At 67.1% G+C, this 12,563-nt stretch carries 12 protein-coding genes; all 12 read left to right on the forward strand.

Going from position 1 to position 12,563, the window contains the following annotated elements:
- Positions 1-45: 45 nt before the first annotated feature.
- The 12 genes from pyk to GDJ97_RS05070 all read left to right on the forward strand — a co-directional run bounded on the left by pyk (position 46) and on the right by GDJ97_RS05070 (position 12,536).
- Entirely contained in the window at positions 46-1,506 is a 1,461-nt protein-coding gene (gene pyk / locus GDJ97_RS05020) for a pyruvate kinase (RefSeq protein ID WP_152070159.1), read from the forward strand.
- A gap of 299 nt (positions 1,507-1,805) precedes the next feature.
- Complete coding sequence (locus tag GDJ97_RS05025; protein WP_152070161.1) at positions 1,806-4,493, forward strand: cation-translocating P-type ATPase; 2,688 nt, start codon at positions 1,806-1,808, stop codon at positions 4,491-4,493.
- A 122-nt stretch (positions 4,494-4,615) separates the two neighbouring features.
- The gene (gene rsgA, locus GDJ97_RS05030) at positions 4,616-5,773 is read left to right on the forward strand and encodes a ribosome small subunit-dependent GTPase A (protein WP_306437638.1); all 1,158 of its coding nucleotides are present in this window, start codon (positions 4,616-4,618) and stop codon (positions 5,771-5,773) included.
- A 240-nt stretch (positions 5,774-6,013) separates the two neighbouring features.
- Positions 6,014-6,664 (forward strand): SAF domain-containing protein, encoded by a 651-nt coding sequence (locus tag GDJ97_RS05035; protein WP_152070162.1) that lies wholly within the window; start codon positions 6,014-6,016, stop codon positions 6,662-6,664.
- Complete coding sequence (locus GDJ97_RS05040) at positions 6,664-8,115, forward strand: P-loop NTPase (RefSeq protein WP_152070164.1); 1,452 nt, start codon at positions 6,664-6,666, stop codon at positions 8,113-8,115. Before GDJ97_RS05035 ends, GDJ97_RS05040 begins: the two co-directional genes overlap by 1 nt.
- Entirely contained in the window at positions 8,112-9,449 is a 1,338-nt protein-coding gene (locus tag GDJ97_RS05045; protein WP_152070165.1) for a CpaF family protein, read from the forward strand. The genes GDJ97_RS05040 and GDJ97_RS05045 overlap by 4 nt, the downstream gene beginning before the upstream one ends.
- Entirely contained in the window at positions 9,428-10,378 is a 951-nt protein-coding gene (locus GDJ97_RS05050; RefSeq protein ID WP_226808834.1) for a type II secretion system F family protein, read from the forward strand. The genes GDJ97_RS05045 and GDJ97_RS05050 overlap by 22 nt, the downstream gene beginning before the upstream one ends.
- The gene (locus GDJ97_RS05055; protein ID WP_152070169.1) at positions 10,378-11,034 is read left to right on the forward strand and encodes a type II secretion system F family protein; all 657 of its coding nucleotides are present in this window, start codon (positions 10,378-10,380) and stop codon (positions 11,032-11,034) included. Before GDJ97_RS05050 ends, GDJ97_RS05055 begins: the two co-directional genes overlap by 1 nt.
- A 45-nt stretch (positions 11,035-11,079) precedes the next feature.
- A complete protein-coding gene (locus GDJ97_RS05060; protein ID WP_373422664.1) occupies positions 11,080-11,247 on the forward strand; it encodes a Flp family type IVb pilin in 168 nt (55 codons plus the stop codon).
- Positions 11,248-11,420: 173 nt separating this feature from the next.
- Complete coding sequence (locus GDJ97_RS05065) at positions 11,421-11,807, forward strand: hypothetical protein (protein ID WP_152070171.1); 387 nt, start codon at positions 11,421-11,423, stop codon at positions 11,805-11,807.
- A 23-nt stretch (positions 11,808-11,830) separates the two neighbouring features.
- A complete protein-coding gene (locus GDJ97_RS09350; protein ID WP_193221327.1) occupies positions 11,831-12,028 on the forward strand; it encodes a hypothetical protein in 198 nt (65 codons plus the stop codon).
- A complete protein-coding gene (locus GDJ97_RS05070; RefSeq protein ID WP_152070173.1) occupies positions 11,934-12,536 on the forward strand; it encodes a TadE/TadG family type IV pilus assembly protein in 603 nt (200 codons plus the stop codon). Before GDJ97_RS09350 ends, GDJ97_RS05070 begins: the two co-directional genes overlap by 95 nt.
- Positions 12,537-12,563: the final 27 nt, after the last annotated feature.

Here is a 12,563-nt window from a genome sequence, read left to right on the forward strand (position 1 = left end):
ATTAATAGGCGAAAAAGGTAAGACATCGATTACCGGAGGTAGTGAATGTACAAGCGCACCAAGATCGTCTGCACCATGGGTCCCGCGTGCGACAGCGACGACAAGATCCGCGAGATGATCAAGGCTGGCATGAACGTTGCCCGCTTCAACTTCTCCCACGGTTCCTACGAGGAGCACAAGGGCCGCATCGACCGCGTCCGCCGCATCTCCAAGGAGCTCGGCCTGCCCGTGGGCATCCTGCTCGACACCAAGGGCCCCGAGGTCCGCACCGGTCTGCTGAAGGACCACGAGAAGGTCGAGGTCCACACCGGCGACAAGATCGTTGTCACCGCCCAGCCCACCTCCGAGGATTTCCTCGGCACCGCCGAGCACATCTCGCTCGACTACCTCAAGCTCCCCGAGGAGGTCACCAAGGGCTCCATCATCCTGATCGATGACGGTCTGGTTGGCATGACCGTCGACTTCGTCGAGGGCAACGACATCCACTGCACCGTGAACAACGACGGCCTGATCGGCGAGCGCAAGGGCGTCAACATGCCCAACGTCAACATCTCGCTGCCGGCCATCACCGAGCGCGACCGTCAGGACATCCTGTTCGGCCTCACGCAGAACATCGACTACATCGCCGCATCCTTCATCCGCGACGGCGAGTCCGTCGAGGGCATCCGCACGCTTTGCCGCGAGAACGGCGGCGAGCACGTCACCATCTTCCCGAAGATCGAGTGCGCGCTGGGCGTGGAGAACTTCGACGATATTCTCGAGCACTCCGACGGCATCATGGTCGCCCGCGGCGATCTGGGTATCGAGATCGCGCCCGAGCTTGTGCCGCACATCCAGAAGGAGATCATCAAGAAGTGCAACGCGGCCTACAAGCCCGTTATCACCGCCACCCAGATGCTCGACTCCATGCAGCACAACCCGCGCCCGACGCGCGCCGAGGTGACCGACGTCGCCAACGCCATCTACGACGGCACCGACGCCGTGATGCTCTCCGGTGAGTCCGCAGCCGGTCTGTACCCCGTGGAGGCCGTGAAGATGCAGGCCGCCATCGCCATGGAGACCGAGAAGTATCTGCCGGCGCACGCGCCGCTGGTGATCCCGGCCAATGCGCACGGCACCCGCGTGGTCAACAACGTCGTGGGCCTCTCCGCGGTGAACATGGCCACCACGGTCGGCGCTAAGTGCATCACCGTGCCGACCACGACGGGCCGCACCGCTCGCCTGATCTCGCACTTCCGTCCGAGCATGCCGATCTGCGCCTTCTCCCGTCACGAGTGGGCCGTGCAGCAGATGATCATGTACTGGGGCGTGCAGCCGCACCTGGCCGCCATCACCCAGGGCACCGTCAACGGCACGATCGTCAAGGCGATCGAGACCGCCAAGGAGCTCGGTTACGTCGAGAAGGGCGACCTGACGGTTGCCACCGCCGGCGATCCGCGCATGAGCGTCCAGCTGGAGGACAAGGTGTCCTCCACCAACGTGGCGTACGTGGCACAGGTGCGCTAAGCCGCACAAAGGCGGGTGGATCCGTTCCACGGGCCTTCCGCCGCTGAGTGAACGCAAAAAGGGGTCGGAGCTTCGCGCTCCGGCCCCTTTCTGCGTCGACGACCGTCCGCATCGCCTGCACCGCCGTCCCCAACCTTCTCGGCGACCCGCCGGATGGCTAGGGTACAATGGAACGCTGTATACCGTAGTACTGCCCGTGGCAGCCTTGGTGAGCCCTTGCCCCACCGCGTCGTCGTCGCGCCGGGGAGTTATGATCGGGCATCAATTCTGCTGGGCACCGACCCAGAGGAGTATTGCCTGTGAAGGAATACCTAGAATCCAGTGCGCGCGTGCTCGAGGGGCTCGGTTCGAGCGAGCAGGCCGGTCTCACCGCCGCCACTGCTGCCGAGCGCCTGGCCAAGTACGGCCCCAACAAGCTGGATGAGGAAGAGCCCACGCCCATGTGGATCCGGTTCTTCCAGCAGATGGCCGACCCGATGGTCATCATGCTGATCGTGGCCGCCGCCATCTCCGCCATCACCGGCTTCATCCAGGGTGAGCCCGACTTTGCCGACGTGATCATCATCATGGCCGTCGTCATCATCAACTCGGCCCTGGGCGTCATCCAGGAGGCAAAGAGCGAGGAGGCCCTGGCCGCCCTGCAGGAGATGAGCGCCGCCCAGTCCAAGGTCATCCGCGACGGTAAGCTCGTCATGATGCACAGCTCCGAGCTTGTCCCCGGTGACGTGATCCTGCTCGAGGCCGGCGACTCCGTGCCCGCGGACTGCCGTGTCCTCGAGAGCGCTTCCATGAAGATCGAGGAGGCCGCGCTGACCGGCGAGTCCGTGCCGGTGGAGAAGCACGCGGATGCCATCGTGCTCGCCGACGGTGCCGACGACGTGGCGCTCGGCGACCGCAAGAACATGTGCTACATGGGCTCCACCGTGGTCTACGGCCGCGGTCGCGCCGTCGTGGTGGGCACGGGTATGAGCACCGAGATGGGCAAGATCGCCGGCGCGCTGAACGAGGCCAAGGAGGAGCTGACGCCGCTGCAGGTAAAGCTCGCCGAGCTCTCGAACATCCTCACCAAGCTCGTCATCGTGATCTGCGTGGTGGTCTTTGCCGTGGACGTCCTGCGCCATGGCTTTGCCAACGTTGCCGCTGAGCCGGCCTATCTGCTCGACACCTTCATGGTGGCCGTGTCGCTCGCCGTCGCCGCCATCCCCGAGGGCTTGGTGGCCGTGGTGACCATCGTGCTCTCGCTGGGCGTGACCAAGATGAGCCGCCGCCAGGCGATCGTCCGCAAGCTCTCCGCCGTGGAGACCCTCGGCTGCACGCAGGTGATCTGCTCGGATAAGACCGGCACCCTCACCCAGAACAAGATGACCGTGGTGAATCACGTGCTCGCCGCTCCCGAGGAGGTCCTGCTTGCCGGCATGGCACTGTGCTCAGACGCCACCTGGGACGCCGACGCGGGCGAGGCCGTGGGTGAGCCCACCGAGTGCGCGCTGGTGAACGATGCCGCGGCGGCGGGTATGACCGGCCTGCCCGAGGAGCATCCGCGCGTAGGCGAGGCTCCGTTCGACTCCGGCCGCAAGATGATGTCTGTGGTGGTGGAGACGCTCGACGGCGACTTTGAGCAGTACACCAAGGGCGCCCCCGACGTGGTGCTCGGCCTCTGCACCAAGATCTACGAGGACGGTAAGGTCGTCGATCTCACCGACGAGCGTCGCAACGAGCTCGTGCTCGAGAACAAGCACATGGCCGACCAGGCACTCCGCGTACTGGCGCTCGCGAGCCGCAGCCACGAGACCAAGCCGACGGATTTCTCCGCTGAGGCCCTCGAACACGACCTCGTGTTCTGCGGCCTCTCCGGCATGATCGACCCCGAGCGCCCCGAGGTGGCCCCGGCCATCAAGGAAGCGCACGACGCCGGCATCCGCACCGTTATGATCACGGGCGACCACATCGACACCGCCGTGGCCATTGCCAAGAACCTCGGCATCGTCGAGGGTCGCGAGCAGGCCATCACCGGTGCCGAGCTGGATAAGATGTCCGACGAGGAGCTGGACGCCGCCGTGGAGAAGTACGGTGTGTACGCACGCGTGCAGCCGGAGCACAAGACCCGCATCGTCGAGGCTTGGAAGTCCAAGGGCAAGATCGTTGCCATGACGGGTGACGGCGTGAACGACGCCCCGTCCATCAAGCGCGCCGACATCGGCGTGGGCATGGGCATCACCGGCACGGACGTCACCAAGAACGTCGCCGACATGGTGCTCGCCGACGACAACTTCGCCACCATCATCGGCGCTGTTGAAGAAGGTCGTCGCATCTACGACAACATCCGCAAGGTCATCCAGTTCCTGCTCTCCGCGAACCTCGCCGAGGTGTTCTCGGTGTTCATTGCCACCATCATCGGCTTCACCATCTTCCAGCCGGTGCAGCTGCTGTGGGTGAACCTCGTGACCGACTGCTTCCCGGCGCTCGCGCTCGGCATGGAGGAGGCCGAGGGCAACGTTATGCAGCGCAAGCCGCGTAACGCCTCCGACGGCGTGTTCGCCGGCCACATGGGCCTCGACTGCGTGGTCCAGGGCCTCATCATCACGGTGCTGGTGCTCGCGAGCTTCTTCGCCGGTATCTACTTGTTCACGGGCACGATCGACTTCGCGGCGCTCGCCGCCGACAAGGTCTCCGATGTGGACGAGAAGGGCGTCATGATGGCGTTCATCACGCTCAACATGGTCGAGATCTTCCACTGCTTCAATATGCGCAGTCGCCGTCTGTCGCTGTTCCAGATGCCCAAGCAGAACAAGTGGCTGTGGGGCGCCGCGGCGCTCGCGCTCATCCTCACGCTCATCGTGGTGGAGGTCGACCCGCTGGCCATGATGTTCTTCGGCGTGCACCAGCTGGAGTTCGAGGGCATGATGGTCGCGCTCGGCATCGCGTTCCTGATTATTCCGCTGATCGAGGTCTACAAGGCCATTATGCGTTCGATCGAGCAGGAGTAGCGGGAGCCGCGGCTATCCGTTCACGTGCTTGACGACCCCGGCGCATCGCCCCGCATGGAGCGGTGCGCCGGGGTTTTGCGTATACTGGCAGCTGGTGCAAGCGATGGCGCAAGGGAGTCTACGTGGGCAAACGACGCGACAAGAAGCATGGTTCAAAGCGCGTGGATCGTGACGGGACGCTACTTTCCGACGACGCGCTGCCCGCCGTGGACGCGCTGCGCGATATCCCGGCCTTTGCGGACCTGCCCGTGGATGATGGCCAGCGCTCCGCGTTCGATGCCTTTGCTGTGGCGGCGGAGCGCCCCGATGAGCTGCGTCTGGGCTGCGTGGTGCGGTTGGATCGCGGATTCCCGCTGGTGGTCACGGAGACGGGGACGTTTCGCGCCGAGCATGCCGTGGCGTTCGCCAAGCGGCGCGGGGCTGATTCCGAAACGCCCGTGCTGCCGGCCGTGGGCGACCGCGTGGCCGTGCGTCGCGACGAGGCGCACGACATGGGCATCATCGAAGAGGTGCTGCCCCGGCGCACGACGTTCGAGCGCTGGCGCGGTCGGGCGCGCGGCGAGCGTCAGGTGCTCGCCGCGAATATCGATGCCGTGCTGGTGGTGCAGGCCCTGGGGTCAGGCCGCGACGACCACGTGCTGCTCGACCGCATCGCGCGCTCGCTCGTGCTCGCCGCCGATTGCGGGGCCGCGCCCGCGGTGGTGCTCACCAAGGCCGACCGCTGCGCGGAGGGCGAGCTCTCCGAGGTGCTCGCCAGGGTGGCGTCGCTGACCGGCCCGGACGTGCGCGTGGTTGTGACGTCTTCTGCCGAGGGGCTCGGCATCGACGAGGTGCGTGCGCTCGTACCGGCGGGGACGTGCGCCATGATCTTGGGCGAGAGCGGCGCTGGTAAGTCCACGCTCCTGAATGCGCTGCTCGGGCATGAGGCGCTCGCCACGGGCGCGGTTCGGGCGCGCGACGACGCCGGCAGGCACACCACGGTGGCGCGCGTGATGGTCAAGCTCCCCGGCGACGCCGGCGTGGTGTGCGATGCGCCGGGACTGCGGAGCCTGCCGCTCATCGGGCACGAGCAGAGGCTCGCGCGGGTGTTCCCTGATGTGATCGAGGCAGCGCACTCATGCCGTTTCGGCGATTGCACGCACACGCACGAGCCCGGTTGCGGCGTGCGCGAGGCCGTGGAGTCGGGCCGCATCGCAGCTTCGCGCGCGGATGCGTTTTTGGCCCTCGCCCGTGAGATGCGCGTGAGCGCTCAGAGCCTTGATCCAGATATTCACCTGTAAAAGCGGCATGCGACGCTGATCGTTCGGCCCCTTGCCTGCGCGGTAACGCGGGGGTGAGGGGTCTTTTTCTGGCAGAAATCTGTGCGCGGATTCAGCCAGAACTCCTCCTCATCTCAAATCGCTGTCAGATTGGGAGGAGCGAACAGCGCATACGCCGGTTCACTTTCTTCTTTTCCCGTCGGCGCGGCCTTGCCGCCCCTCAAGAATGAGGGGACGGTAAGGCTCGTCGGGGGAGGGGACATGAAGCGCGGCATGAGGATTGTCCTGAGCATGGTCGTGGGCATTGCGGCCGCGGTGGTCTCGCTTGCGTATGCGGCGGATGTTCGCGCCCAGGCGGAGGCCGCCCATGACGAGGCGTTGTCGCGCTACGGCGGCGAGACCGTCGAGGTGTGCGTGGCCCGGCGCTCGATCGATGCAGGGGAGACCGTGGGCGAAGGCGATATCGTCATCGAGGAATGGGCGTCGAGCCTGCTTCCGGAAGACGCTGCAACCTCGCGCTCCGACGTGGTGGGCAAGGTCCCGACTTCTCGAATTCCCAAGCGGGCGGTGTTCTGCCCAACGTATTTCAAGGCAAGTGAGAACGCCGTCGACGTGCCAAAGGGCATGGTCGCGGTGTCGGTTTCCGCCGACGCGGCGCATGCAATGGGCGGCTCCCTCGCCGCGGGCGACGCGGTGGACGTGTACGTCTCGGCGGATGGCGTGGCGGATCGCCTGTGCGCCGCTCGCGTGGTGGATTCGAGCGTGCTAGCGGCGGGTGGCGGGGACTTGTCCTGGGTGACGCTCGCGGTCCGGCCGGAATCGGTCAAGGAGCTGCTCTCGGCTGTGACGCGGGGTGCCGTGACGATAACCGTGCCCGCCCCTGCGGCGGGCCGGGGAGGGGATGATGCGTGATGGGTGCGATCTGGATGGTGGCGTGCGCGTCCGAGGGGTATCCGGCTATCGCGCGCGAGGTGCGTGCTCTGGATGCCGGTGCTCGGCTGGTGTGCGTGCCGGGCGTGGCCGAGGCATGGGAGCTCGCTCGCGAGCTGCATGACGAGGAGGTCGTCTTGGCGGTTGCCGTGTCGGACGCGGATGAGGTCGGGCTCGAAGAGAAGATCGCGACGTGGCGAAGCTTTGCGGAGCCCCCGCGTATCGTCGCGTTTGCGGATGCTGCGAAACCGGGGTTGGTATCTCGCCTGCTGTACGAGGGCGCGTCAGAGGTCATCACGGTGGGGGAGATGGGCGGCAACGCCCCGAAGCCAGCCGTGCGCATGGAGGGGGATCCGTCGCGGGGTGACGGCGGGTCTGTCCCCCACCGTGATGACACCCGTTGCGATCGCTATGAGGATGAGGAGGAGCTTGACGCGCGGCTGCGCTACGAGGTGCGCACGGCGCAGTGGGCCGATCTGGATGAGCCGGGCGAGGGTACCGGGCGTGAGGCGCCTTCCGAGCACGATCGCGTGCCGGACGAGCCTCCCCAACGTTTGCCAGAGGTGCCTGCAGGTGAGGGGGCGCACCGGGCTCCCGTGGTGACCGTGGTATCCGGTCGGGGCGGGGTGGGGAGGACCACGCTCGTGGCGGCGATGGCGTGCTTTGCGGCGCGATGCGGCTTGCGCACGGCGGTCTTGGACCTTGACCTCATGTTCGGCGACCTGCATCGGCTGCTGGGCGTGGAGGAGCCGCGCGACCTGGGCATGCTCGCCGGTGGCGAAGGGGGCGGGGTGCTGTCCGATGCCCTGGTGGAGGAGAGCGCGATGCGCGTGGGACCCGGACTCACCCTGTGGGGGCCGGCGGCCGCGCCGGAGTGCGTGGAGCTGCTAGGGCGTCCCTGCGAGCAGCTGATCGAGGTGCTTCGCGGGCTTGCGGACGTGATCTTCATCGACACGCCGGTTTCGTGGGGAGATGCCGCGGCCGCTGCGGTCGCCGTGTGCGACCGGTGCCTGGTGGTCTCCTCGCTCGGGGCGACGTCGTGCCCCTCGGCCTCGCATGTGGCGGAGCTGGCGACGCGGCTGGGCGTGCCGCGCACGCGGATGATGGGCGTGGTCAACCGATTGGGCGGCCACGGGGTGAGCGAGGAGGTCGCGCTTCGCCAGGAACTCGCGCTCTCGTTGGGCATGCGCGCCCGCGTGGCGGACGGTGGCGACGAGGTGGCGAGCATGCTCTCCTTCGGCCAGATGGACGACCTGATCGCGGGAGAAGGAGCGTTCGCCCGCGATGTGCGCGCCTTGGCGAGCGGGATGTTGCGCGAGCTCGGCTGTCCCGTCGGGGCGGATGCCGCCGGGAGCGAGGATACCGCGGTACGGCCGCGCCTGCGGTTGCCGTGGGGCAGGAGGGCCGGCACGCGGGCTGGTGATGTGCGATGACGTTGAGAGAGCGCATCCGTGCGGCGCAGACGCGGACCGAGGCCATCGGTGCCGACGAGCGCCAGGGCCGTCGGGGTATCGTGAAGGTACGGGCGAAGCGCGCCGTGCTCGAGCGCGTGGGCTTTGAGGAGGTGGCGCGCATCGCCGCCGCGGAAGCCCCGGACCGTGCTCGCGACGAGCTGCGGCCGGTGGTGGAGGCCGTGTTGAACGCGGACTTCGACGATGTGGGCCAGCGGGAGCGAGCCGCCCTTGCCGCCGAGATCATCGACGATGTGGTGGGCCTGGGTCCGCTGCAGCCGCTTCTCGAGGACGACTCGGTGACGGAGATCATGGTCAACGGCCACCGCTCGTGCTTCTGCGAGCGGGAGGGGGTGATCCAGCCCCTCGGCGCGCTCTTCGAGAGCGATGAACAGGTGCGCGTGATCATCGACCGCATCATCTCGCCGCTCGGGAGACGCATCGACGAGCGGCGCCCGTTGGTCGACGCCCGTCTACGCGGTGGCCAGCGCGTCAATGCGGTTATACCGCCCGTGGCCATCGACGGCCCCCTGCTCACGATTCGCAAGTTCTCGGACCGCATCAGCTCGCTTGAGCAGCTGGTAGAGCTCGGTGCGCTACCGGCTTGGTATGCCCGGCTGCTCTCATTCGCCGTGGCGCTCAGGCAAGACTTGGCCGTAGCCGGAGGGACTGGTTCGGGCAAGACAACTTTGCTTAATTCGTTGTCCTGCGAGATATCGCCGCAGGAGCGAATCATCACGATCGAGGACTCAGCGGAGCTCAAGTTCTCCCGACATCCCCATGTGGTGCGCATGGAGGCGCGCGAGGCGTCCATAGAGGGCGAGGGCGCTGTGACCATTCGCGACTTGGTGAAAAACGCCCTGCGCCAGCGACCAGACCGTATCGTGGTGGGCGAGGTCCGCGGGGGCGAGTGCATCGACATGCTCCAGGCAATGAACACTGGTCATGACGGAAGCCTTACCTCCGTGCACGGAGGAAGTGCCGAGGAGGTGGTGGTGCGCCTGACCCTGCTCGCGCGCTATGGGATCGATCTGCCGAGCGCGCTCATCGAGGAACAGGTCGCGATGGCCTTGGACGGCATCGTGATGTCGGTGCGCCGGCCAGACGGAAAGCGCTTCGTGGCGGGCTACACGGGTGTTTCGCGGGCGCCCGGTGGCGGCGTGCGGCTGGAGGAGCTCGTGGCGTTCGATGCGGGCGCGGCGAGCTGGCGGCTCGTACGCGAGCCGTCGTTCGTAGAGGAAGCGGTGCGCACAGGCGCCCTTGAGGAGCGGGAGGTTGAGCTATGGAGGCGTTCATGCCCGGTATCGTCGCGCTGACGACGGGCGTTCTCGCCGCGGGGAGCACGGGGCTGCTGCTGTCGGGCGAGGATGCCGGTGCGAAGTCGAGCAGCAAGCCCGGCGGCGGCCACGCTGCGTGGGGCTGGCTGGCGAGCACGTGCCGGGCGGTCGGCGGGCCGCTGCGGGAGCACGTGCTGCGCATCCTGCCGCTTCGGGCCGCTATGCGAGAGCTTCGGGAAGAGCGGATGACAACGCTGGTGTATGCCGATGGCTGCGACGAGCGGGGTGCGACGGGACTGCTCGCGCTGCTCTGCCTTGTGTCCGCGGTGCTTGGGGGCGTCGTCTCCCTCTCTCCCGTCGGCGCGTGCTTGGGACTGGTGGCTCCCGTTGTGGCCCTGGATGCGTTGGGGGCGCAGCGGGCGCGTCGCACGGCGCGAAATCTGGAAGAGGCGATGCCCGAGGCCTTTGGTGCGCTCGCTATCTCGCTCGGCTCGGGGCACTCGCTCGCGCAGGCCATGCAGTTCGTGGGGGCCCATGCCCGCGAGCCAGTTCGCTCGGAGTTCACGCGCGTCTCGTTTTCCATCACGTGCGGCATTCCGGCTGCCGAGGCGCTCGATACCATGCTGGAGCGCCTTGCCGCCCCGGGACTCGAGCTGGTGGCGCTCGCGCTCAAGGTGTCGCAGCGCACGGGCGCGCCGCTCGGCGAGCTGCTCGCCGAGGCGTCCGAGCTCGTGGGCAAGCGCATCGAGCTCAAGCGCTTGCTGGATGTCAAGACCGCGCAGGCGCGCATGTCGGCCCGCATGGTCGCGGCCATGCCCGTGGGCATGTCGGTGCTGCTGGCGCTGCTTTCGGAGGACTACCGTCGCGGGATGCTTCAGCCCGCAGGCGCGGCGTTCCTCATCCTGGCACTTGCGTTGAATGCCCTGGCGTGGGGGATCATCGGCAAGATCATGAAGGTGAGGTTGTGATGGTCGCGCGGGTGGCGCTTGGCGGGGTAGGTGCCGGTGCGGTTTGGCCGCTGGCGCTCGCAGGGGCTTGGGCGCTTTGGGCGTGGCTCGTTCTGGGCAGCGACGTCAAGCGCGCTACGGCTTTCGCAGGGGCGTGGGCGCGGCGCGTGAGCGGTCTGATGGCGTTGCCGCCTCGGGCGGCGCGCAGCTGGTTTGGCGGATCTGCCGAGCCGGATGTTGGTCTCGGCGACGTGTCCGAGATGATCGACGTGGTTCGTCTCGGTCTCTCGGCCGGACTCTCGTTCGATGCGTCGCTTGCGATCTATTGCGAGAACCGCGACACGGCCCTTGCAAGCCGCATGGCCCGCGCGCGCCTGTCGTGGCAGATGGGAGTGGGCAGCCGCGAGGACGAGCTGCTCGCTGCTGCCGAGGATCTGGGCGTTCGAGCACTGGAGTCCTTCGCCATGGCGGTTGGCCGGGCCCTGGCCCTCGGCGCCCCACTGTCCGACACGCTCGCCGCGCAGGGGAGGGAATGCCGCGCCGCCCATCGGGCCGAGGTGGAGCGCCAGATCGAACGGGCACCCGTCAAACTGCTCGTTCCCACGGCCACGCTCATCTTGCCGGCGCTCTTGCTGTCCATCGTCGGCCCGCTGCTGGTGGCGGGCGGCATGATCTAGGAGGTAGACATGACGGAGAAGCTGCGGAACCAGGTTCTGGAGTCCATGCGCGGGGCGCGCGGGCTGCTGCGCGAGGAGCAGGCGCAGGGAACGACAGAGTATGCAATCTTAGTTGGGGTGCTAGTAGTTTTGGCTATCGTAGCCATTGTGGCCTTCCGTGATCGTGTGAGCTCGCTCTGGAACGATATCGCTAACGGCATTAATAGCCTGTAGAGATGGGTCGTTTGAGGCGAATAGTTCTCTGCGGCGTACCAGTCGTGCTCTTCATGATAGCGCTCGTAGTCCTACTATGGATGGTTGATTATATCAGTCAATCGCAGCTGGGGGAACGGGTATCGGAGGGAAGCGGTGTCGTTTCGGCCCCCGATGCCGCGCAAGAGTGGGGTTTGAGCGAGGTCGGGGCCGACGATCGGGTAGCTGAGGCTGCGCGCGACGCGCGGGAAGCGGAGGCACGGTCATCGAGCTGCTCTTCGTTTCTAGAAGACCTCGACGAGGACGCGCGGCATGGAGGTGCGAGCTCGGTGGACGCCGTGACGTGGACGGAGCAATCCGGCCTGGTAGACGCCGCTACGGGCGTGCTCGAGCGCTATCGCGACGTGCCGGGAGTATCGCTCGAGGCAGCCGGCTACCTGGACCTACATGGAAACGCCTGGGGCGCGCTCCTCTCCGACAACGCCTCCTGGGTGGACGTGGTGACGGTGTCCGCCCAAGTGGACGACGCCTGCAGCGAGGTGCGCGTGGCGCGGATGAGGGCCGGAGGGGAGGACGGATGAGCGGAAGCGGGGTTCTACATGGAATGGAGAAGCTGGTTCGCGAAGAGCGGGCGCAGGGGACGCTCGAGTACGCGCTCGTGTTTTCGGCGTTTCTGGCGATGGTGCTCGCGCTTGGCGCCCTGTGGCATGCAGGAGAGGTCGGGACCCTCGGCGCCCTGGCGGAACGGGCGGCGCCGCGATCGCTCGGCGGCACGGGTCCGCTGGACTTCGCTCTGTTCTAGAGCCGGTTGCGGACCTCAACGGCTCTGGGCCGAGCAGCGAGCGCAGTCCACGGTGGAGGCCGCGTTGCTGCTTCCCTGCTTGCTTGTGCTGCTCCTGCTCGCGCTCCAGCCCGTGTGTCTGCTCTACACGCGCGCGATCATGGAGGCCGCGGCGGCGAGCGGGGCGCGGCTCATGGTCACGGGCGAGAACGTCTCGGACGAGTCGTGTCGGGCGTTCGTGGTGCGCCAGCTCGCTGCGGTGCCGAACGTCGCCATCTTCCACGCCGGGGGCCCGCTGTCCTGGGATGTCGAGTTCACGCGTGCGGGCGAGGGGGATGCGGCGGGAGCGGTTCGCGTTTCCGTGCGGGGATACGTCCGCCCCTTGCCCGTGCTGGGGGCGTTCGCCCCTGTGTTCGGGGCGACGAATGCCCAAGGTGACGTGGAGCTTTCGGTTGATGTGTCGTACCGCGCCCGACCCGACTGGCTGGAAGGAGGCTACGATGCCTGGATCGCCGCCTGGGATGGTTGAAAGGCACAACAGGGTGCCAAGGGCCCG

The organism is Collinsella sp. AK_207A, assembly GCF_902501965.1.
Lineage (GTDB): Bacteria > Actinomycetota > Coriobacteriia > Coriobacteriales > Coriobacteriaceae > Collinsella.

Excerpts from the sequence above, each read along its gene's own strand:
- pyk (WP_152070159.1), top strand. The coding sequence starts at position 46 with ATGTACAAGCGCACCAAGATCGTCTGCACCATGGGTCCCGCGTGCGAC.
- GDJ97_RS05035 (WP_152070162.1), top strand. The coding sequence starts at position 6,014 with ATGAAGCGCGGCATGAGGATTGTCCTGAGCATGGTCGTGGGCATTGCG.
- GDJ97_RS05040 (WP_152070164.1), top strand. The coding sequence starts at position 6,664 with ATGGGTGCGATCTGGATGGTGGCGTGCGCGTCCGAGGGGTATCCGGCT.
- GDJ97_RS05045 (WP_152070165.1), top strand. The coding sequence starts at position 8,112 with ATGACGTTGAGAGAGCGCATCCGTGCGGCGCAGACGCGGACCGAGGCC.
- GDJ97_RS05050 (WP_226808834.1), top strand. The coding sequence starts at position 9,428 with ATGCCCGGTATCGTCGCGCTGACGACGGGCGTTCTCGCCGCGGGGAGC.
- GDJ97_RS05055 (WP_152070169.1), top strand. The coding sequence starts at position 10,378 with ATGGTCGCGCGGGTGGCGCTTGGCGGGGTAGGTGCCGGTGCGGTTTGG.
- GDJ97_RS05060 (WP_373422664.1), top strand. The coding sequence starts at position 11,080 with ATGCGCGGGGCGCGCGGGCTGCTGCGCGAGGAGCAGGCGCAGGGAACG.
- GDJ97_RS09350 (WP_193221327.1), top strand. The coding sequence starts at position 11,831 with ATGGAGAAGCTGGTTCGCGAAGAGCGGGCGCAGGGGACGCTCGAGTAC.
- GDJ97_RS05070 (WP_152070173.1), top strand. The coding sequence starts at position 11,934 with ATGCAGGAGAGGTCGGGACCCTCGGCGCCCTGGCGGAACGGGCGGCGC.